Annotated in this window: 21 protein-coding genes and 1 tRNA gene; 14 read left to right on the plus strand and 8 right to left on the minus strand. The window is 58.0% G+C overall.

The window, feature by feature from the left end; all coding sequences use genetic code 11:
• Positions 1 to 323: 323 nt before the first annotated feature.
• Positions 324 to 413, minus strand: a tRNA-Ser gene (locus ACSQ13_RS13850).
• A 458-nt stretch (positions 414 to 871) separates the two neighbouring features.
• On the opposite strand from ACSQ13_RS13850, the gene ACSQ13_RS13855 reads away from it, so the two are divergent.
• Both ACSQ13_RS13855 and ACSQ13_RS13860 read left to right on the plus strand, forming a co-directional pair.
• On the plus strand, positions 872 to 1,237 hold the full coding sequence (locus ACSQ13_RS13855; RefSeq protein ID WP_176248122.1) for a hypothetical protein: 366 nt from the start codon (positions 872 to 874) through the stop codon (positions 1,235 to 1,237).
• 39 nt (positions 1,238 to 1,276) lie between these two features.
• Complete coding sequence (locus ACSQ13_RS13860) at positions 1,277 to 1,657, plus strand: thiol-disulfide oxidoreductase DCC family protein (RefSeq protein WP_295510754.1); 381 nt, start codon at positions 1,277 to 1,279, stop codon at positions 1,655 to 1,657.
• Positions 1,658 to 1,670: 13 nt separating this feature from the next.
• On the opposite strand, the gene ACSQ13_RS13865 is transcribed toward ACSQ13_RS13860, so the two are convergent.
• A complete protein-coding gene (locus tag ACSQ13_RS13865) occupies positions 1,671 to 2,030 on the minus strand; it encodes a YigZ family protein (RefSeq protein WP_295510756.1) in 360 nt (119 codons plus the stop codon).
• 5 nt (positions 2,031 to 2,035) lie between these two features.
• Positions 2,036 to 2,743 (minus strand): M48 family metallopeptidase, encoded by a 708-nt coding sequence (locus ACSQ13_RS13870; protein ID WP_295510758.1) that lies wholly within the window; start codon positions 2,741 to 2,743, stop codon positions 2,036 to 2,038.
• Between the two features lie 129 nt (positions 2,744 to 2,872).
• Between ACSQ13_RS13870 and ACSQ13_RS13875 the strand changes: the two genes are divergently transcribed.
• The 12 genes from ACSQ13_RS13875 (at position 2,873) to ACSQ13_RS13930 (ending at position 12,814) form a co-directional block, all read left to right on the plus strand.
• Positions 2,873 to 3,109, plus strand: coding sequence for a hypothetical protein (locus ACSQ13_RS13875; protein WP_176248118.1), 237 nt, complete (start codon positions 2,873 to 2,875; stop codon positions 3,107 to 3,109).
• Positions 3,110 to 3,124: 15 nt separating this feature from the next.
• Positions 3,125 to 3,991: a branched-chain amino acid aminotransferase gene (locus tag ACSQ13_RS13880; protein ID WP_176248117.1), complete on the plus strand. Its 867-nt coding sequence runs from the start codon at positions 3,125 to 3,127 to the stop codon at positions 3,989 to 3,991.
• Between the two features lie 84 nt (positions 3,992 to 4,075).
• Positions 4,076 to 4,534, plus strand: a complete 459-nt coding sequence (locus tag ACSQ13_RS13885; RefSeq protein WP_295510761.1) for a universal stress protein — start codon at positions 4,076 to 4,078, stop codon at positions 4,532 to 4,534.
• Positions 4,535 to 4,628: 94 nt separating this feature from the next.
• Positions 4,629 to 5,189, plus strand: coding sequence for a NifU family protein (locus ACSQ13_RS13890; RefSeq protein ID WP_176248115.1), 561 nt, complete (start codon positions 4,629 to 4,631; stop codon positions 5,187 to 5,189).
• Entirely contained in the window at positions 5,182 to 5,838 is a 657-nt protein-coding gene (tsaB, locus tag ACSQ13_RS13895; RefSeq protein WP_295510765.1) for a tRNA (adenosine(37)-N6)-threonylcarbamoyltransferase complex dimerization subunit type 1 TsaB, read from the plus strand. The genes ACSQ13_RS13890 and tsaB overlap by 8 nt, the downstream gene beginning before the upstream one ends.
• Positions 5,835 to 6,263 carry a GNAT family N-acetyltransferase gene (locus ACSQ13_RS13900; protein WP_295510766.1) on the plus strand — a complete coding sequence of 143 codons (429 nt, stop codon included), beginning with the start codon at positions 5,835 to 5,837 and terminating at the stop codon, positions 6,261 to 6,263. Before tsaB ends, ACSQ13_RS13900 begins: the two co-directional genes overlap by 4 nt.
• A gap of 127 nt (positions 6,264 to 6,390) precedes the next feature.
• Complete coding sequence (locus tag ACSQ13_RS13905) at positions 6,391 to 7,386, plus strand: BMP family lipoprotein (protein ID WP_295510768.1); 996 nt, start codon at positions 6,391 to 6,393, stop codon at positions 7,384 to 7,386.
• A gap of 20 nt (positions 7,387 to 7,406) precedes the next feature.
• Positions 7,407 to 8,969 carry an ABC transporter ATP-binding protein gene (locus ACSQ13_RS13910; protein ID WP_373029410.1) on the plus strand — a complete coding sequence of 521 codons (1,563 nt, stop codon included), beginning with the start codon at positions 7,407 to 7,409 and terminating at the stop codon, positions 8,967 to 8,969.
• A gap of 1 nt (position 8,970) precedes the next feature.
• A complete protein-coding gene (locus ACSQ13_RS13915; protein WP_295510772.1) occupies positions 8,971 to 10,089 on the plus strand; it encodes an ABC transporter permease in 1,119 nt (372 codons plus the stop codon).
• Positions 10,089 to 11,057 (plus strand): ABC transporter permease, encoded by a 969-nt coding sequence (locus ACSQ13_RS13920; RefSeq protein ID WP_176248109.1) that lies wholly within the window; start codon positions 10,089 to 10,091, stop codon positions 11,055 to 11,057. The genes ACSQ13_RS13915 and ACSQ13_RS13920 overlap by 1 nt, the downstream gene beginning before the upstream one ends.
• An 81-nt stretch (positions 11,058 to 11,138) precedes the next feature.
• A complete protein-coding gene (locus ACSQ13_RS13925; protein ID WP_176248108.1) occupies positions 11,139 to 12,047 on the plus strand; it encodes a sulfite exporter TauE/SafE family protein in 909 nt (302 codons plus the stop codon).
• Positions 12,044 to 12,814 carry a TIGR02186 family protein gene (locus ACSQ13_RS13930; RefSeq protein WP_176248107.1) on the plus strand — a complete coding sequence of 257 codons (771 nt, stop codon included), beginning with the start codon at positions 12,044 to 12,046 and terminating at the stop codon, positions 12,812 to 12,814. Before ACSQ13_RS13925 ends, ACSQ13_RS13930 begins: the two co-directional genes overlap by 4 nt.
• On the opposite strand, the gene ACSQ13_RS13935 is transcribed toward ACSQ13_RS13930, so the two are convergent.
• The 5 genes from ACSQ13_RS13935 to ccrA all read right to left on the minus strand — a co-directional run bounded on the left by ACSQ13_RS13935 (position 12,811) and on the right by ccrA (position 18,265).
• Positions 12,811 to 13,509 (minus strand): SDR family oxidoreductase, encoded by a 699-nt coding sequence (locus ACSQ13_RS13935; RefSeq protein ID WP_176248106.1) that lies wholly within the window; start codon positions 13,507 to 13,509, stop codon positions 12,811 to 12,813. The two genes, ACSQ13_RS13930 and ACSQ13_RS13935, sit on opposite strands and share 4 nt — an antisense overlap.
• Positions 13,506 to 15,047, minus strand: coding sequence for an ATP-dependent DNA helicase (locus tag ACSQ13_RS13940; RefSeq protein WP_176248105.1), 1,542 nt, complete (start codon positions 15,045 to 15,047; stop codon positions 13,506 to 13,508). Before ACSQ13_RS13940 ends, ACSQ13_RS13935 begins: the two co-directional genes overlap by 4 nt.
• Before the next feature lie 41 nt (positions 15,048 to 15,088).
• A complete protein-coding gene (locus tag ACSQ13_RS13945; protein WP_176248104.1) occupies positions 15,089 to 15,724 on the minus strand; it encodes an acyl-homoserine-lactone synthase in 636 nt (211 codons plus the stop codon).
• A 169-nt stretch (positions 15,725 to 15,893) separates the two neighbouring features.
• Positions 15,894 to 16,616, minus strand: coding sequence for a helix-turn-helix transcriptional regulator (locus ACSQ13_RS13950; RefSeq protein WP_295510780.1), 723 nt, complete (start codon positions 16,614 to 16,616; stop codon positions 15,894 to 15,896).
• Between the two features lie 368 nt (positions 16,617 to 16,984).
• Positions 16,985 to 18,265: a crotonyl-CoA carboxylase/reductase gene (gene ccrA, locus ACSQ13_RS13955; RefSeq protein WP_176248102.1), complete on the minus strand. Its 1,281-nt coding sequence runs from the start codon at positions 18,263 to 18,265 to the stop codon at positions 16,985 to 16,987.
• Between the last annotated feature and the right edge of the window lie 67 nt (positions 18,266 to 18,332).

Below are 18,332 nucleotides of genomic sequence, written 5' to 3' on the forward strand. Positions count from 1 at the left end.
CAAGGGCATGTGGGAACAGGCGTACCAAAGAAAGCGGTTCGAGATTCGGTGGCACGAGGACCGAGCAGACTGCCATTTTCTCAGCGAATTTACCCACCTTCTCAGCGCGGAAGAACGTGAGATGTTTTTCGGAAACTAATACAGGGGGGCAACTGAAACTTGCCGTGATAGGTTTGGGACCGCATCGAATGGTCGTTTTCTTGCACCGTCAGTCTGAAGGTAAATAGGTCGCCATGCAAATTTAAATTGAGGGTCAAACTGGGGGGCGACAGAAACGCAATACACCTTAAATCCTTGATATAAATCACTAATTTAAGATGTAATGGCGGAGACGAAGGGATTCGAACCCTCGAGACCCTTCCGGGCCTACTCCCTTAGCAGGGGAGCGCCTTCGACCACTCGGCCACGTCTCCGCTGACCCGTTTAGCGATAGGTTCCAAGAGGGGCAAGAGACAAAAGCGTAGAAATTATATGCGTGGAACAGAGCTTTAGGTTTCAGCCCCACAGGTCATGCGGTCACGGCAAGACCCAAGCGGCGGCGTTCGACGGAACTTGCCAGAAGGCAGACTGAGCCTGCCAGATTAATGACCGGATCTGCTGACCCGATCGAAGTTCCAGACCGCCATTCGAAATCCCCCGTTTTTTGACCTCAATCAGACGGTTTCAATCGGCTGACTGCGTGGTCGCAGGTTGCAAACGACGTCGACCCGATGTTCCCCGCCGCCATCGGCCAAAAATAGCCTATGTAGTTGCCGATTCAAACTTTAGCACCACATATACCTCATACAGCAGGACGATCACACACCGACCTTGCATATGTTCCGTTAATGTTCTATATATGTTCCATAACAGAATACAGGGGGCTTCCCGAATGTCCTACCAACCGCAATTTCCCGGATTATTCTCGACCGATCAGGGGGCCGTACCGGCGCATGATCATGAAGACGGTCATGTTTTGCCCGCAACGCCAAAGCAGATGCAATATGCCACGTCGCTGGCCTCAAAAAGCGGTGTGCCATTGCCCGAAGGCATCGGCGCGGATCGGGTGGCTTTGTCGGCATGGATCGACAGCCACAAGCCGAAACCGCTGGACGGGCGTTTTGCCAATTATCCGTCTTCCAAACAGGTGGCGTTTGCCGAAAGGATTGCGCGGGTCAAACGCCGCGACATCCCGCAGGAATGTTTCCGTGACAAAACCATGATGTCACGCTGGATTGATGGCAACAAACCGCGCTGATTGTTGGAAACCCCGTCATGGCGGGCTAGATCGCTGGCCATGACGGATGAAATTCAAGTTCTTTATAACGGCTCTTGCCCGGTTTGCCGCCGAGAGATCAGGCATTACGAGCGCCTGAGCCAAAGTCAGGCTTTGGAAATCGACTATGTCGATCTGGCCGATCAGACAAAGCTGGATGATTGGGGGCTTGATGCGGATCAGGCTGCCAAACGTCTGCATCTGCGCAAAGACGGTGAGATCTATTCGGGGATACCTGCCTTCATCCTTCTTTGGCAGGAGATCCCGCAAATGCGCTGGCTGGCCAAGGTCGTAGGCTTGCCGGGCGTGTATCAGGTGGCCAGTGCCATGTACGATTCTGCATTGGCCCCTCTGCTGTACCGCTGGCACCTGTCGCGGCAACGCCGGCGCAAGGCCCGGTGATACGCCGCAAGGATCAGCGTTCAGGGCGCTCGTCCAGATAGGCACGCACGCAGGTTTGCACGTGGCGAAACCGGTCGCCGCCCAGATGTTTGCCGCCATACCACCGCGTGACGACGATCAGATGATCGAACAGACCTTCGCGTTCCAGCATCCGGATAATGACCATTCCGGCCCCTGCCTCCCCGTCGTCGCCCTTGAGCGGGCCACCGTCGGACAGCAGAACAGCCCATGTGTTATGGGTTGCCTTGGCATAGGATTTGTCACGCTTGAGGGCCTTGAGCGCGGCATCGACTGCCGCGCGATCCTTGACCCCCCCGCCGGAAACCGCATATTTCGACCCGCGGTCTGTCAGAATTTGGCCAAGCTGCTGCAAAGCGGTTACATGCCCGCGACGGTACGGCGCACAGTGTCAAGTCGGGAGGAATTGGGCGGATGCGTGCCCAGGAACCTGTCGCCGGGATCAGGGATGCGGGTAAAGAATTCGGCCCCGCGCAAAGGATCATACCCCGCACGTTTCGTGATCACGGTGCCAAGGGCATCTGCCTCAAGCTCGAAGTCTTTTGAATAGGTCCGCGCGCCCACCTGCGCGCCCAGGCGTTGTGCGGTTTCGACTGCGGTTGCATCGCCACCGCTTAGCGTCGCCAATCCTGCAAATATCACGGCACCGGCGACAGCGTTTTGTTGCTGGCGGGCGATGTGTTCCGCGATGTGATGCGAAGCCTCGTGGCCAAGCACAAAGGCCAGTTCGTCGTCATTCCGGGCATCTGCGATCAATGCCAGCGTGAACGCGATCACCGGTCGTCCGGCGCGGTCTTCGGTCTGATAGGCGTTGGCGGGTTGATCGGGGCGATCATCCACGACGATGTTGAAATCACAATTGATGCCGGATGTGCGCGCCCGACATTCGCGTTCCGCAACAGGTTCAACCGTCTGGACAACACGCAAAAAGCTGCGCGCAGACTGGGATGCCGACAGATTTGTCTGTTGCGACTGAACGGCTGGCTGCGAGACCGGTCCGGTATCCATCATGGGTTCGCAGCCTGCCACCAATGCAGCAACGCCAACTATGCCAAAAAACTTAATCATAGAGCGGCAATTCCTTGTGACCTTGCACGATACTATCTTTGCGCACCTGTTTAACGCGGTGCTGCCCCATTGAACATACTGCGCAGGCACGCCCTTGCAATGATCCGCCGAAAGAATATTGTGCAGTTTATGTTTACCATTGAACACGAATTTGATGCCAGTGTGATCACGCTGGTCGACGAAGGCAAATCACCCTTGCGCGAAGACGTAATCGTGCAGGCCTTTGCCAGCGTCGTCACGTTTGAACAATGGGATCCGCGCACCAATACGGTCAGCAAAATCAACCTTTCGCCCGAGCAATTGCGCGATCTGACTATTGCGTTGAATTTGCCCGAGGGCATATATCGCACCAGTCCCAAAAGCTGACCAAAGGAACATAACATGGCCACCGGCACAAAGATCAAAACATATTATGACGGTGCGTGGCACGACGGCGATGTGTCGGTGATCAAAGCGGCCGATCACGGGGCATGGCTGGGCACAACGGTGTTCGACGGCGCGCGCATGGTTGACGGGCTGACCCCTGACCTTGACGCCCATTGCGCCCGGATCAACAGGTCTGCCAAGGCGTTGATGATCACCCCCACTGTCGATGCCGCCGATATGGTCGAAATGGTCCGCGAGGGGCTCAAGGGCTATGACAAGACCGATGCGGTTTATATCCGCCCCATGTACTGGGCGCTTGCAGGCGACGAGCTGGGGATCGTCCCGCTCAAGGACGCGACCGGCTTTGCCATTTCGCTCGAGCAGATTCCGATGGCCGCACCTGACGCGGCAACGACACTGACCCGCACCCGCTTCCGCCGCCCGGTTCTGGAGGACAACGTGGTCAATGCGAAAGCCGGCTGCCTCTATCCCAACAACGCGCGCATGATGGTCGAGGCGCGCTCCAAGGGTTTTGGCAATGCGCTGGTGGCTGATGCCATGGGCAACGTCGCGGAATCCGCATCCGCCAACGTGTTTATGGTCAAGGACGGAGAGGTCTTTACCCCGATCCCCAACGGCACGTTCCTTGCCGGGATCACCCGTGCGCGTCACATGGAAAACATGCGTGCCGACGGGATCAAGGTACATGAAACCGTCTTGGGGTTTGACGATTTCCATGCCGCAGACGAGGTATTCCTGTCTGGCAACATGATGAAGGTCACCCCGGTCAAAGCCTTTGATGACACACAATACCAGATCGGCCCGATCACCCGCAGGGTACGCGAAATGTATTGGGATTGGGCCGCATCAGAGCGGGGTTAACCCGCGCCCGGAAAATCACGATTGCCAGCGGCATGTGCAAACGGCATGATCGCCGAGGCCCCAGATGCCCGATCGGAGAAAACGATGCGTAAATTTATGGTGGTTCTCGATGACAGCCGCGAATGCCTGAACGCGATGCGTTTCGCTGCAATGCGTGCATCAAATTCCGGCGGCGGCGTTGTTGTTCTGTCGGTCATTCCGCCGGATGAGTTCAATCACTGGATCGGCGTTGCCGAAGTCATGCGCGACGAAGCCCGCGAGCGGATCGAAGTGCATTTCGAGGTGTTTGCCAAGTGGATGCGCGACCGGCTGAATGTCGAACCCGAACTGGTGATCCGCGAGGGTGTCGTGGTCGACGAGATCATCGCGCAGCTTGCCGAAGATCCCGATGTCGGCGTGTTGGTGCTGGGGGCCGGAACCGACAAGAAATCCGGTCCGGGGCCCTTGGTCACGCAATTGTCGCGCAATGCCGGCAGTCTGCCCGTTCCGATCACGATCGTCCCCGGAGATTTGAGCAAGGAACGCCTTGAGGCGATCACGTAATACCGCCGCGCCGCAGTTTTTAGAATCGTTCCAAACCTTGACTTGGGGCCTGCCAACCCGCATATCAATGGCAACCCGTTATCAGGAGCATGTCATGTTTATTCAGACCGAATCCACGCCGAACCCCGCCACACTGAAGTTCCTGCCCGGACAGACCGTGCTTGAGATGGGCACCGCCGATTTCCCTGCCCCCGAGGCTGCCAGCGCATCGCCGCTTGCCACGCGGTTGTTCGCAGTTGACGGTGTGACCGGTGTCTTTTTCGGGACCGACTTTGTGACCGTGACCAAGGCCGACGCGATCGAATGGGACCACCTGAAGCCTGCGCTTCTTGGTGCCATCATGGAGCATTTCCAATCCGGCCAGCCGGTCATGGAAACCGACCACAAACACGTTTCCGGCCATGCCGAACACACCGGCGAAGACGGTGCGATTGTGGGCCAGATCAAAGAACTGCTGGACAGCCGCGTGCGCCCTGCGGTGGCCCAAGACGGCGGCGACATCACGTTCCACGGCTTTGAACGCGGCGTTGTTTACCTGCATATGCAAGGGGCTTGCGCGGGCTGCCCGTCGTCGACCCTGACGTTGAAGATGGGTATCGAAAACCTGCTGCGCCACTACATCCCCGAAGTAACCGAGGTACGCCCGGTTGCCTAGAAAGCCGCTCATACTGGCATTTGACACATCGGCCGCACATTGTGCGGCCGCTTTGCTGTCGGGCGACCGGATCATTGCAAGCATCATCGAACCTATGGCCAAGGGGCAAGGCGAACGCCTGCTGGGTCTGTGTGGCGACGTTCTGGCCCAAGCCAATGTGGCATATGATGATTTGACGGCCATTGCCGTGGGCATCGGGCCGGGCAATTTCACCGGCATCCGGATTTCCGTTTCTGCCGCGCGCGGGCTGGCCTTGGGGCTTGGCATTCCGGCCATCGGCGTGTCCCAGCTCAAGGCATTGGCCTATGGGACCGATGGCGTGGTGATCGCCAGCGTCGATGCCCGCCAAGACAAGATGTTCGTTCAGGTCTTTGGGACACTGGATGACCGAGCCCCTGAAATGTGCAGCGCTGACGACCTGCCGACGATCCCGTCACGGGCTGATCCGATATGTATCGGCTTTCAGGCCGACATGATCGCCGCGCTGTGCAACGGCACCGTTTCCGCCCCCCGGATGCCGCTGGCTGATGCCATTGCGCATATCGCGGCGGGCCGTGCATCCCATGACAACCCGCGCCCTGCCCCGCTGTATCTGCGCCCTGCCGATGCCGCCCCTGCACGCGATGCGCCCCCCACCATCCTCCCGTGACCCCGGACCAGATGGCCCGCATCCATGCCGCCGCGTTTGTGCAGGATCGCAGCTGGAGCGCGGAGGAGATTGCGGACCTGCTTGCGTCGCCCCTGATCACGGCATTCCATGAAACCGGCGGCTTTGCCCTGACCCGGCTGATCGCGGGCGAAGCGGAACTGCTGACGATTGCCGTTGATCCCGCCCATCAGAAACAGGGCATCGGCCGGCGTTTAATGGAGCGGTGGATTGCCAGCAGTGCCGACACCGCTTTTCTTGAGGTCGCCGCCGACAACGCCCCTGCAATCGCGCTGTACCAAAGCCTTGGTTTTGAACAGATCGGCGTCAGACACCGCTATTACCTGCGCAAAGATGCGGCGGCCGTTGACGCCCTGACCCTGTCAAAAGACTTAACGCGTGGTCATTCGCGCGATTCTGCCCCCTAAAGCCTAGAATCCGGTTGACCCCGGCCACCCGCTACGCAGTATCGTATATCTGATCGACGGGCGTAGACCCGCGACCGGGTATGGCACTGCGCCAAACCCCAACACAACAAAACCTGGGAGACACTCCATGACCCTAATGACCAAATTTCTTGGTGCCGCTGCTGTCACTGCCCTAACCGCCGGTGCTGCACTGGCCGAACCTGCGCTGATTTTCGACCTTGGCGGCAAGTTCGACAAATCCTTTAACGAAGCTGCATTTTCGGGCGCACAGCGTTGGGCCGAAGAAACAGGTGAGACATTCCGCGAAATCGAATTGCAGTCCGAAGCGCAGCGCGAGCAGGCTTTGCGCCGTTTTGCCGAAGCGGGTTCCAACCCGATCGTCATGACCGGCTTTGCCTTTGGTGACGCGCTTGGCCAGGTTGCAGGCGATTACCCTGAAACCGATTTTGTCATCATCGACATGGTTGTTGATGCGCCAAACGTACGTTCGGTTGTCTTCAACGAACACGAAGGCTCGTATCTGGTTGGCATCATGGCTGCGATGGCGTCGAAGTCCAACACAGTCGGCTTTATCGGCGGCATGGATATCCCGCTGATCCGCAAATTCGCCTGTGGCTATGCCCAAGGTGTGCTGGCAGCGAACCCGGACGCGACGATTGTTGCCAACATGACAGGCACAACGCCTTCCGCATGGAATGACCCGGTAAAAGGCTCCGAGCTGACCAAGGCACAGATCAGCCAGGGCGCTGACGTCATCTATGCCGCCGCGGGTGGTACAGGCGTTGGCGTTCTGCAAACCGCAGCTGACGAAGGCATCCTGTCAATCGGTGTGGACAGCAACCAGAACTACATGCACCCGGGCAAGGTTTTGACCTCCATGCTCAAGCGTGTTGATAATGCTGTTTACCAAGCCATGAAAGACGGCCCCGGCATGGAAAAAGGCTTTAACGTGATGGGCATCGCCAATGGCGGCGTTGGCTATGCGATGGACGAATTCAACAAAGACATCGTCTCTGCTGACATGAAGGCCGTTGTCGATGAAGCATCTGCACAAATCGCGGACGGCACATTGATGGTCCACGACTATATGTCCGACGACACCTGCCCAGCGTTGAGCTTCTGAACGTGAACGACACGACAAACATGGAGCGGCAGGCAACTGCCGCTCCAGCCATTGAGCTAAAGGGTATTTCCAAAGCCTTTGGCCCGGTGCAGGCCAACAAAGACATTTCCATCCGCGTTATGCCCGGCACGATCCATGGGATCATCGGTGAAAACGGCGCGGGCAAGTCCACGTTGATGAGCATCCTTTACGGTTTTTACAAAGCCGATAAGGGCGAGATTTTCATCAGTGGCAAAAAGACGGATATCCCTGACAGTCAGGCCGCGATTACCGCAGGTATCGGGATGGTGTTCCAGCACTTTAAACTGGTTGAAAATTTCACGGTGCTCGAGAATATCATTCTGGGTGCCGAAGACGGGCGGTTGCTGAAACCGTCACTGGCCAAGGCGCGCAAAAGCCTTTTGAAGCTGGCGGATGATTACGGCCTGAAGGTCGATCCGGACGCATTGATCCAGGATATCGGCGTCGGCATGCAGCAACGGGTCGAAATCCTCAAGGCCCTGTACCGGCAGGCCGATATCCTGATCCTCGATGAACCCACAGGCGTGTTGACCCCCGCCGAGGCAGACCAGTTGTTCCGCATTCTGGGGCGTCTGCGCTCCGAAGGGAAAACGATCATTCTGATCACGCATAAACTGCGCGAAATCATGAATATTACCGATACCGTATCGGTCATGCGCCGGGGCGAGATGACAGCGACCGTCAAGACCGCTGAAACATCTCCCGCTGAACTGGCCGAACTGATGGTCGGGCGCAAAGTCTTGCTGCGCGTGGATAAAAAGCCAGCCCAACCCGCCGAGGTAGTTTTGGACATCAAAGGGTTGCGCGTCGTTGACGAAAAAGGTGTCGAACGGCTGCGCGGCATCGACTTGCAGGTGCGTGCCGGTGAAATTCTGGGCGTGGCAGGTGTGGCGGGCAACGGCCAGTCTGAACTGCTTGAGGTGTTGGGCGGATATCAAACCGGATCAGGATCGGTGCAGGTCAAAGGCCAGGCGCTGGACCTGACGGGCAAACACTCCGACGGTCAGTCACGGCGCAACCGCGGCATCGCCCATGTGCCCGAAGACCGCCAGCGCGAAGGTCTGATAATGGATTTTCAAGCCTGGGAAAACACCGCCTTTGGCTATCACAAAGACCCGGCCTATCGCCATGGCATCCTGATGGACAATGCCGCGATCAAGGCTGATACCGTTGAAAAGATGGAACGTTTCGACGTGCGCCCCCCGAACCCGAGGCTGGCCGCCAAGAGCTTTTCCGGCGGCAACCAGCAAAAGATCGTTCTGGCCCGCGAGATCGAACGCAACCCCGACCTGCTGCTGATCGGCCAGCCGACGCGCGGTGTCGATATTGGTGCCATCGAATTCATCCACCAGCAGATCGTCGCCCTGCGCGATCAGGGCAAAGCGATCCTGCTCGTGTCCGTCGAGCTTGAGGAAATTCTGGCCCTCAGCGACCGCGTCGCGGTGATGTTTGACGGGCAGGTCATGGGCGTGCGCGACGCGTCGGCGACGGATGAAAAAGAGCTGGGCCTGATGATGGCCGGGATCACCGACACTGAAGCTGATGCAAAGATAGGGGCCTAGAATGGACGTCATGCCAAAATGGGCCGAGGTCGTTCTTGTGCCCCTCATCTCGCTTGTGTTGGCGGCGATCCTGTCGGCGCTGGTGATCCTGGGCATCGGCGAAGACCCTGTTGCTGCGGTAAAGCTGATGGTCACAGGCGCTTTGGGCAGCACCTATGGCTGGGGCTATACGCTGTATTACGCGACGAATTTCATGTTCACCGGCCTGTGCGTATCCATCGCGTTTCATGCGCGGCTGTTCAACATCGGTGGCGAAGGTCAGGCGATGCTGGGCGGTTTGGGCGTGGCGCTGGCCTGCCTGTATATCCCTTGGCTCCACTGGTCGCTGGCCCTGATCGGTGCCACCGCGATGGCGGCACTTTTTGGCGCGGCTTGGGCCGCGATCCCTGCGTTTTTGCAGGCCAAGCGGGGCAGCCACATCGTCATCACCACGATCATGTTCAACTTTATCGCAGCAGCGGTGCTGAACTATATCTTGGTAAACATGATGCGCCCGAAAGGCAGTATGGACCCGGCAACCGCCCGTTTTCCCGACGCCACCAAACTGCCAACGCTGCATGATCTGCTGGCCCCCATCGGGATCAACTTTTCCAAAGCAGCCCCTGCGAACATATCGCTATTGGTTGCGGTTGCAGCCTGTATTTTCCTGTGGGTGCTGATCTGGCGCACCCGGCTGGGCTATGAAATCCGTGCTTATGGCCAATCGGAATCCGCTGCGAAATATGCCGGTATCTCGCCCGTAAAGATCACCATGATCGCGATGGTCATTTCCGGTGCGCTTGCGGGGATGATGGCGATCAATAACGTCATGGGCGAAGCCGAGCGGCTGGTTCTGAACGCGACCGAAGGCGCAGGTTTCATCGGGATCGCCGTGGCGCTGATGGGCCGCAGCCATCCTTTTGGCGTCTTTCTGGCCGCGATCCTGTTTGGGTTTCTGTATCAGGGCGGCGCTGAACTGGCGCTTTGGACGTCGATCCCGCGTGAATTGATCGTGGTCATTCAGGCGCTGGTCATCCTGTTCACCGGTGCATTGGACAACATGGTACGGATGCCGCTCGAGAAAATCTTCCTTGGCATCCGGAATGCCCGTGCGCCCAAACCAGCGGAGCCAGCAGAATAATGGATTACATGACCCTTATCCAACTGCTGGACAGTACGGTGCGCCTTGCCACGCCATTGCTGCTGGCCTGTCTGGCTGGCCTGTTTTCCGAACGTGCCGGGATTTTTGACATCGGCCTTGATGGCAAAATGCTGGCGGCTGCGTTCTTTTCGGCGGCCATTGCTGCGATGTCGGGCAATGTGTGGCTGGGCCTGCTTGCCGGGATTGCAGCCTCGCTCGCGCTAAGTTTGCTGCACGGGCTGGCGTCGATCACATTTCGCGGCAACCAGCTGATCTCGGGTGTGGCGATCAACTTTCTTGCTGCGGGGCTGACGGTGCTGATTGCCCAGGACTGGTTCCAACAGGGCGGGCGCACCCCGTCGCTGATCGGGGGCGCGCGGTTCAATCCGATCACCCTGCCCTTTGCCGACACGATTGAACCGATGCCCATCATAGGGCCGCTTTATGCCGAACTGATCTCGGGGCATTCGATCTTGGTTTATGCGGCATTTGCTGCTGTGCCGCTGACCTGGTGGCTGCTGTATCGCACACGGTTCGGCCTGCGCCTGCGCGCCGTGGGGGAAAACCCCGCCGCCGTAGATACCGCAGGGGTTTCTGTCATCGGGCTGCGTTATGCCGCCGTGTGCATCTGTGGCGTCTTGTGCGGCATTGCCGGTGCGTACCTTAGCACCGCCTTGCAGGCCGGGTTCATCAAGGACATGTCGGCGGGCCGCGGCTATATCGCGCTGGCAGCGTTGATCTTTGCCAAGTGGCGGCCGTGGTACGCGCTGTGGGCGACGTTGCTGTTCGGGTTGTTCGGTGCCCTTGAAACCCGCCCCGATGTGATCGAAGCGTTGATCGGCATCAAGGTCCAAGGCCAGTTGTTGGGGGCCCTGCCCTATGTCATGACGGTCATCATCCTTGCCGGTTTTGTCGGCAAGGCCATCCCGCCCCGCGCCGGCGGAGAGCCTTACGTAAAAGAACGCTGACTTGCCCTGCGCTGCTGTAAATCTTTCGGCAGCGCAGCATCCACAATTGATTTCAATCCGCAAATCAGGATAACAGCCTATATGCAAATATACCTGCCCATTGCCGAGATTTCGGTTAACGCGTTCCTGCTTTTGGGACTGGGCGGTATTGTGGGCGTGCTTTCAGGCATGTTTGGCGTGGGCGGCGGGTTTCTGATTACGCCGCTTTTGTTCTTTATCGGCATTCCGCCTGCTGTGGCTGTGGCCACCGGGGCGAACCAGATTGTCGCCTCCTCCGTATCGGCCTTGCTGGCCCATCTTAAACGCAAAACCGTAGACCTGAGGATGGGCACCGTTTTGCTGATCGGCGGGCTGGTCGGCGCTGCCGCGGGTGTCAGCATCTTCAACCACCTGAAATCTCTTGGCCAAGTCGATTTGCTGGTGAACCTTTGCTATGTGATCTTTCTGGGGATCATCGGCGCATTGATGTTCATTGAATCGCTCAACGCGCTTTACAAAACCCGGTCGGGCAAACGTCAGCCCCGCAAGAAACACACCTGGATTCAAAAGCTACCGTTCAAGATGCGGTTTCGGGTCACGGGGTTGTACATCTCGGTCATTCCGCCGCTGTTGGTGGGGGCATTCGTGGGTCTGCTGGCGGCGATCATGGGGGTTGGCGGCGGCTTTATCATGGTTCCGGCGATGATCTATCTGCTGGGGATGCCGACCAAAGTCGTTGTCGGGACATCGCTGTTCCAGATCCTGTTTGTGACCGCTTTCACCACATTGCTGCACGCGACGACCAACTATACCGTTGATATTGTCCTCGCCGTTCTGCTGCTGATCGGTGGGGTGATCGGCGCGCAATTCGGCACAACGCTCGGCACCAAGCTCAAGGCGGAACAATTGCGCATTCTGCTGGCCCTGCTGGTTCTGGCCGTATGCGGCAAACTGGCGCTGGATCTCTTGCTGCAACCGAATGAACTGTATTCAATCGGGTTCGCCTCATGATCCGGCAATGCATGGCGATAGCGCTTGCCTGTCTGGCCTTTGCGTCAATCGCACAGGCCGAAGAAGACATCGTTTTGGGGCTGAACCAAACCCAAGTGTCCATTTCCACCAATTTCAACGGGTCCGAGATCATCATCTTCGGGGCCGTGAAACGCGAAACGCCGATCCCCAATACGTCTCAATTGCAGGTGGTTGTGACCGTGTCCGGCCCCTCAAAGCCGGTCGTGGTCCGCCGCAAGGAAAAGAAATTCGGGATCTGGGTGAACACCGACGCGGTCGAGGTTGACCGCGCGCCCAGCTTTTACGCCGTGGCCACCAGCGGCCCGTTGCGCGATGTTCTGAGCCGGGTCGAGGACCTGCGCTATAAAATATCGGTCCCGCGCGCGATCAGGTCAGTTGGCGCGCCAATGGACATCAGCGATTCCGCCGCCTTCACCGAAGCGCTGATCCGTATCCGTACCAAAGCCAACCAGTATCAACTGAACGAAGCAGGCGTGAGCGTCGACCAGCAGACGCTGTTTCGCGCAAATGTCCAACTGCCTGCCGCCTTGGTCGAAGGCGATTACGACACCCGGATTTTCCTGACACGCGAAGGCAAGGTCATCGCGCAGTACAACACCCTGATCGACGTGCGCAAAGTCGGCCTGGAACGCTGGCTTTACAACCTGTCGCGCGAGCAGTCGTTGATCTACGGCCTCTTGTCGCTGGCCATCGCCATTGCGGCCGGCTGGCTGGCCTCGGCTGCCTTTGCGATGATCCGCCGCTAACCGCGGCCGATATACGGCATTTTCGTCGCCATCACTGTCATGAATTGCACGTTCGCTTCGGGTGGCATTTGCGCCATGTGCAGCACCGATGATGCCGCGTGTTTGACATCCATCGTGTCCATGTCGGGGTTAGCAGCCTTGAGGTCTGCAACCAGTTCGCTTTCTGCATTGCCAATGTCGATCTGCCCACATGCGATGTTAAACGGCCGTCCATCCAGCGACAGCGTGCGCGTCAGGCCCGTCACCGCATGTTTGCTCATGGTATAGCAGACCGATCCGGGCCGCGGCACATAGGCGGACAAAGACCCGTTGTTGATGATGCGCCCGCCGTCTGCCTGTTTGCGCATCTGCTCGAACGCCAATTGCGCGGCGATGAACATGCCGTTGATGTTGACCTGCATCACCTCGGTCCAGACCTCGAGCGGGATTTCGTCGATGGGGCCGGACATACCGAACAGCCCCGCGTTATTAAACAACACGTCGATGTGGCCAAAGCTTTCGAAGGCGGCGCGCATTGCGGCTGCATCTGTCACATCCGCAGGCAGTGCGACAGCATTGGGATGTGCATCGGCGATTTCAGCCAGACGCTCCGCACGGCGCGCAACCAAGCCGACGCGCCACCCCTGATCCAAGAACAGCTCTGCCGTGGCGCGCCCGATGCCGGAACTCGCCCCTGTGATCAAAATGGTGTTCATGTTTCTTCCTCCTCAGTCTGAATATCCAGGCTTAATGGCGCTGCCGCAACAGCGCGCAGATCATCCACACGCAACACGCCGGTCGGTTTTGAGAGGCGGTTGCGCACCACCCAAATCAGCCGCTCCTGCGCCCGCGTGATCGCGACATAGGCAAGACGCTTCCACAAGGGTTGCCCCGCCTCTGACCGCCCCATACGCGCCGCTGCGTAGAGATCGGGCGCAAACACCTGAACGGTGTCCCACTGGCTGCCTTGCGCCTTGTGAATGGTGACCGCCGCCCCATGCAGGAACGTGGCCCCCATCCGTGCGGCAAAAGGGATAAAGGGCTCTTCCTCGTCCGGCTTTTCAATCTTTACGATTGATGCCGCTGAAATCTGCGGGTCTTCGGCCCCCATCACATGCAAGCGGCTGAACCCCGGTTTGCGCCCATTGCCCAGATAAATCACCTGCGCACCCTTGATCAGGCCGCGCGCTTCCAGATCCAGCCGCTTCTTGCGATGTTTCACCGGCAGTTCGATCCCGTCACAAATCAACGGCTCGCCCTCAAGCAGCGCGTCTTCGGGCGCACCGTGAACAGCGCGAAAGGCGTTGATCAACCGGATGCGCGTCGCGTTGCGCCACACCAGCACGGGGGACCGCGCCATCAAATCAACCTCGACCCGTTGCCCCCAGACCACGCGATCATCCTTCTTCGAGGCCGCCTCAACCATCCTCTCGAACTGCTCGAACGTCAGTTCAGGGTCTGCCAGCGCATGGGCCAGATCAAGGATGGGGTTATCGGCCTGCTGGCGGTGGATGCGGCTCAGGTTCAAAACGCGGTTTTCCGGCAGTTTCTCAAACACCATGGTGCCGGATTGGCCGACAGGGGCAAGCTGCGCGGGATCACCAAACAACAGCAACGTCGGAAAAATCTCTTTCAGATCCTCAAACTGCTTGTCATCCAGCATCGAACTTTCATCAACCAACCCGATATCCAACGGCTCTTCGCGGCGCTTCCAGCCTGTGATGAAATCACTGCCCCGCAAACCCGCCGCAGCCAACGCGCCCGGGATCGATTTGTTATTGGCGTAAAATGCCTCGGCCCGATCAAGCGACACCTCGTTCATGCCCTCGATCACCGGACGCTCGCCATTGCCGGCCAGCCATTCGGCGATGCGTTCATATTCGGGGTCGTAAACGGGGGTGTACAAGATGCGGTGGATCGTCGTCGCCGGAACACCGCGCAAGCGCAACACGGACGCAGCCTTGTTGGTGGGGGCCAAAATCGCAAGCGACCGCTTGTCCTTGCGTTTGCGGGATTCATAATCGCCCGATACGATATCAACACCCGCCGCTTCCAACGCTTTATAAAGCTCCGCCAGCAGCAGCGTTTTGCCTGACCCGGCCTTTCCGGTCACAGCCATGACCTGATCCTTGCCCCCGGCGGGGGGCATCAGCAGGCTGTCTTCCAGATTGATCCCGGCAAGACGCAACATTTCGGCGATGCTGTCGAAAGCAGCGGCCTGATCATCTGAAAAGGTAAGCAAAGGTGTTGTCATGGCGCGACCCTAAATCAGGGCCGCGCCGGGGGCCAGACAGCTTAGCCGTTAATCGCTGCCTTCCTGCGCAAATCAGGGCCAAAGCGCTGCTGGAACCATGCCCCGGATTGCTGCGGCGAAACGCCAGCCCTGTCCGCCACACAGGCCTGCGCACTGGCGTCAAAACTCCAAAGCCCCACGCTGATCTTCGATAGCCCCGCGCCACTGCTGCCAAGAATTTCGGGCGACGATCCCGTCATCCGGTAAATCCGCACCATCCGCGCATCAAAGACCCCCGCAAAATGCGCGATGCCGAACCCTTGCATGATTTCGCCTCCGCCCAACATCAATGCTGCGGCGACATGCGCAGACGCTTGCGCGCCCAGGCAGAACCGTGTGCATTCCCAGATCAACGGGCTGCAAATCGGCCCCGTCAACAGATCGGCAAAATGCTCGTTCACCATCGTGCGTCCGGTGGTGGGTAGAAACCGCATTGACCCGCCATGCATCCCTCCGGGCAGTTCCCACATCACATAAAGCGGATTCAGGTCGTCATATTCATCCCTTTCAAACCCGTCCGCATCGACCCGAACATCCCATTTCAACCGATCCTTGAATTGCACGGCCCTGTCCCGGAACATGCTTGCGGCAAGTTTCGGATGGTCGCCCAGTTCGTCGCCGTAAATATATCTCAACATGAATTGCCGCGCCCCCAGTGATCATCAGGGGTGGCAATACATCTGGCTTATTTAACGGCTCCCGTTATCAACGCCCGCTCAACCGGTAGAAGGTGCAACTTTTTATTCCAAATGGGATCAAATCCCGGGGGAGCCTGAAAGGCGGGGGCCGGCCCCCTTGCACCTTCCGCTATACGACGATCAGCCCGCGGCTCAATGCGCGCGCCACAGCATGGGTGGTATTCAGCGCACCCAGCTTGAAACGCGCACTCTCAATATAGACGCGCAAGGTATGTTCTGAAATCGACAATGTCTGCGCAACCTGCGCGCGGCTAAATCCAATCGCAATCAACGTCATTGCGTCAATTTCCCTTGGCGATAGCGCTTGGGCAATTTCCGGTGTGCGGGCGGGCTCAATCTCCAACGCCTTTTCATTAAAGTAATGCGCAATCAAAATAAGATCACGGCGGTTGGCTTCGGCAAAACCTTCCCATTCGGCATCGCTGCATGAATGGTTCACGGTAAAAAGCGCGAATTGCCCGTTCGGCCCGCGTATGGGCACGCTAAAGCCCTGATTGCCAACCCCGTATTCAATTGCCTCCAAAAGCAGGGCGCGCGCGGCTTTGCTGGTCCAGTCCAGTCGTTTCCAGTCGACCGGATGAAACCGCTGATAACAACCCGAAACGACCGGATCGATGCGCAGATAATTCTGCGCTAGATACCGTTCCTGCCAGGCCACCGAATAGGTGCCGCAGCCGTATTGATCCCCCGCTGAATCGACCCAGTGATAGACGATGTGATTAACCCCATAATGGTCGCGCAGGGCCTCGCTCGCGGTTTGCAGCCCCTCAAGCGTGGCGGCCTGTTCCAGCGCCTCCAATATCTGGTCGAGCTTTGGAGAGATCGTTACCATATGGTTTTCTTCCAGTCCCTTCTTCACGGGCGGAGATCTCGGCCATTGCTACAATCGCGGTATCATCAAGCTGTTCTGCCAAAGCAGGAAAGCCATTGATTGTCGCGAAAGTTTTAAGATCGGTGAGAACGTCCAATATCCAGTCACTTTGCATGTTAAGAATCTCACCTTTTTGGTTAATTTTTGATTAATACAACCATAACATGTGCCGATATTTCCGTAAATTCGCGTTTTCCAACTCCCCAATTCTGGTGGGTTGACCCCGAGACAAGACACTGTTTCCCCAAGAGGTGCCCCTAGAACGCAAATCGCCCGCGAACCGGATGAACGATTCGCGGGCGATTGGGCCAACAATCTAAACTGTTTGCTTATTTTCCGGCTTCCAGCGCGTCTTCCAAAGTCCGCAGACCGGTCGTTGGCGACTGGACCAGAACCGACATGTTCCCCGGCTTATGCTCGTTGGCCAACATTTTCATGTGCGCATCGGGCAAGTCATTCCATGTGAATACTTCCGACATGCAAGGGTCCAAACGGCGCTCGAGCATCAGTTTATTCGCCGAAGACGCCTGCTGCAAATGCGCAAAGTGGCTGCCCTGCAAGCGCTTTTGGTGCATCCACATATAGCGCACGTCAAGCGTCAGGTTGAAACCGGATGTACCGGCGCAGATCACAACCATGCCGCCTTTTTTACAGACGAATGTGGACACGGGGAATGTCGCCTCGCCGGGGTGTTCAAACACCATATCAACGTTGACGCCCTTGCCGGTGATTTCCCAGATCGCCGCGCCAAACTTGCGGGCCTCTTTGAACCAGGCGGCATATTCGGGCGTGTTCACCGTGGGCATCTGCCCCCAGCAGTTAAAGTCCTTGCGGTTCAGAACGCCCTTGGCCCCCAGATCCATGACGAAATCACGCTTGGATTCATCCGAGATAACGCCAATCGCATTCGCACCCGCTGTGTTGATCAGCTGGATCGCATAAGATCCCAAACCACCCGATGCGCCCCAGACCAACACGTTCTGACCGGGCTTCAGGTCATGTGGTTCGTGACCGAACAGCATGCGATATGCCGTGGCCAGCGTCAGCGTATAGCAGGCGGATTCTTCCCAGGTCAGGTGCTTGGGCCGCGGCATAAGCTGCTGGGCCTGCACGTTTGTGAACTGGGCAAATGACCCGTCGGGGGTCTCGTAGCCCCAGATGCGCTGGCTGGGCGAATACATCGGGTCGCCGCCGTTGCAGTGCTCGTCGTCGCCGTCATCCTGGTTGCAGTGAATCACCACTTCGTCGCCGATTTTCCAGCGCTTCACCTTGTCACCAACCGCCCAGACGATCCCCGAGGCATCGGAACCGGCGATGTGAAAGGGTTGTTTGTGGCCATCGAACGGGCTGATCGGTTTGCCCAAGGCAGCCCAGACACCGTTATAGTTAACGCCCGCAGCCATCACCAGAACCAGCACTTCGTGGCTGTCGAGCGTTGGAACATCGACGACTTCTTCCAGCATGGCGGTGTTCGGGTTGCCATGACGTTCACGGCGAATGGTCCATGCGTACATTTGCTTGGGGACATACCCCATCGGAGGGATCTCACCGATTTCGTACAGGTCTTTTTCCGGTGCGTCGTATTGCGCGATATTGGTGTCCAGGGCCATGCGTGCCTCCACTATCAGAATTCGTTTGTGCCGCAGTGCAGAATCGCGGCGTCTAAAAGTGAGATAT

Source organism: Sulfitobacter sp. SH22, assembly GCF_965641905.1.
In the GTDB taxonomy this organism is placed as follows: Bacteria; Pseudomonadota; Alphaproteobacteria; order Rhodobacterales; family Rhodobacteraceae; genus Sulfitobacter.

What these genes read in the sequence shown, in the direction of transcription:
- ACSQ13_RS13855 (WP_176248122.1), top strand. Translation starts at nt 872, where the DNA reads ATGTCCTACCAACCGCAATTTCCCGGATTATTCTCGACCGATCAGGGG.
- ACSQ13_RS13860 (WP_295510754.1), top strand. Translation starts at nt 1,277, where the DNA reads ATGACGGATGAAATTCAAGTTCTTTATAACGGCTCTTGCCCGGTTTGC.
- ACSQ13_RS13870 (WP_295510758.1), bottom strand. Translation starts at nt 2,743, where the DNA reads ATGATTAAGTTTTTTGGCATAGTTGGCGTTGCTGCATTGGTGGCAGGC.
- ACSQ13_RS13875 (WP_176248118.1), top strand. Translation starts at nt 2,873, where the DNA reads ATGTTTACCATTGAACACGAATTTGATGCCAGTGTGATCACGCTGGTC.
- ACSQ13_RS13880 (WP_176248117.1), top strand. Translation starts at nt 3,125, where the DNA reads ATGGCCACCGGCACAAAGATCAAAACATATTATGACGGTGCGTGGCAC.
- ACSQ13_RS13885 (WP_295510761.1), top strand. Translation starts at nt 4,076, where the DNA reads ATGCGTAAATTTATGGTGGTTCTCGATGACAGCCGCGAATGCCTGAAC.
- ACSQ13_RS13890 (WP_176248115.1), top strand. Translation starts at nt 4,629, where the DNA reads ATGTTTATTCAGACCGAATCCACGCCGAACCCCGCCACACTGAAGTTC.
- ACSQ13_RS13905 (WP_295510768.1), top strand. Translation starts at nt 6,391, where the DNA reads ATGACCCTAATGACCAAATTTCTTGGTGCCGCTGCTGTCACTGCCCTA.
- ACSQ13_RS13910 (WP_373029410.1), top strand. Translation starts at nt 7,407, where the DNA reads ATGGAGCGGCAGGCAACTGCCGCTCCAGCCATTGAGCTAAAGGGTATT.
- ACSQ13_RS13915 (WP_295510772.1), top strand. Translation starts at nt 8,971, where the DNA reads ATGGACGTCATGCCAAAATGGGCCGAGGTCGTTCTTGTGCCCCTCATC.
- ACSQ13_RS13920 (WP_176248109.1), top strand. Translation starts at nt 10,089, where the DNA reads ATGGATTACATGACCCTTATCCAACTGCTGGACAGTACGGTGCGCCTT.
- ACSQ13_RS13925 (WP_176248108.1), top strand. Translation starts at nt 11,139, where the DNA reads ATGCAAATATACCTGCCCATTGCCGAGATTTCGGTTAACGCGTTCCTG.
- ACSQ13_RS13930 (WP_176248107.1), top strand. Translation starts at nt 12,044, where the DNA reads ATGATCCGGCAATGCATGGCGATAGCGCTTGCCTGTCTGGCCTTTGCG.
- ACSQ13_RS13935 (WP_176248106.1), bottom strand. Translation starts at nt 13,509, where the DNA reads ATGAACACCATTTTGATCACAGGGGCGAGTTCCGGCATCGGGCGCGCC.
- ACSQ13_RS13940 (WP_176248105.1), bottom strand. Translation starts at nt 15,047, where the DNA reads ATGACAACACCTTTGCTTACCTTTTCAGATGATCAGGCCGCTGCTTTC.
- ACSQ13_RS13945 (WP_176248104.1), bottom strand. Translation starts at nt 15,724, where the DNA reads ATGTTGAGATATATTTACGGCGACGAACTGGGCGACCATCCGAAACTT.
- ACSQ13_RS13950 (WP_295510780.1), bottom strand. Translation starts at nt 16,616, where the DNA reads ATGGTAACGATCTCTCCAAAGCTCGACCAGATATTGGAGGCGCTGGAA.
- ccrA (WP_176248102.1), bottom strand. Translation starts at nt 18,265, where the DNA reads ATGGCCCTGGACACCAATATCGCGCAATACGACGCACCGGAAAAAGAC.